Source organism: Domibacillus indicus, assembly GCF_023715895.1.
Classification (GTDB): domain Bacteria; phylum Bacillota; class Bacilli; order Bacillales; family Domibacillaceae; genus Domibacillus; species Domibacillus indicus_A.
Map to the genome: position 1 here is coordinate 1 of NZ_JAMBOO010000162.1, position 227 is coordinate 227.

Genomic DNA, 227 nt, shown 5'->3' on the forward strand with positions numbered 1-227 from the left:
ATCGTTTGAGTGATGGGGGGACGCAGGAGGATAGGAGATCACGCAGCTGGATACGCGTGTTTAAGCAGTCAGGCTGGAAATGAGGCAAATCCCGTTTCCGTTAAGGCTGAGCTGTGATGACGAGGGACTTTTAGTACCGAAGTCTTCGATTCCACACTGCCAAGAAAAGCCTCTAGCGAGATGTAAGGTGCCCGTACCGCAAACCGACACAGGTAGGCGAGGAGAGA

Annotated in this window: 1 rRNA gene; it reads left to right on the forward strand. The window is 52.9% G+C overall.

Annotated elements, in window-relative coordinates:
- A 23S ribosomal RNA gene (locus M3221_RS26090) occupies nucleotides 1–227 on the forward strand; the annotation flags it as partial.